A 223-nucleotide genomic window follows, 5' to 3' on the forward strand; every position below is an offset into this window, starting at 1 on the left:
CGTCCTCTCGCATGAGATCGCCCATGTCACCCTCCGCCATGCGTCGCAGCGCAGCGAGCTGCAGGCGCGCTCGGAGCTGATCGAGCGCGTGGCCGAGAACGTCCTGAACGATTCCCGGGAGGCCGCGGTGGTGCAGGACCAGGCCCGGTCGACGCTCGCGAGCTTCTCCCGCTCGCAGGAGCTGGAGGCGGATCAGACCGGCATCACGGTGCTGGCCCGCGCC

The 223-nt window shown here is 70.9% G+C and carries 1 protein-coding gene; it reads left to right on the forward strand.

What is annotated here, in order from left to right; all coding sequences use genetic code 11:
- Positions 1 to 223, forward strand: a 223-nt coding sequence (locus E4K09_RS02615) for a M48 family metalloprotease (RefSeq protein ID WP_166802126.1), incomplete at both ends; no start/stop codon positions are given.

This window comes from Microvirga pakistanensis (assembly GCF_004458765.1).
GTDB classification, from domain to species: Bacteria; Pseudomonadota; Alphaproteobacteria; order Rhizobiales; family Beijerinckiaceae; genus Microvirga; species Microvirga pakistanensis.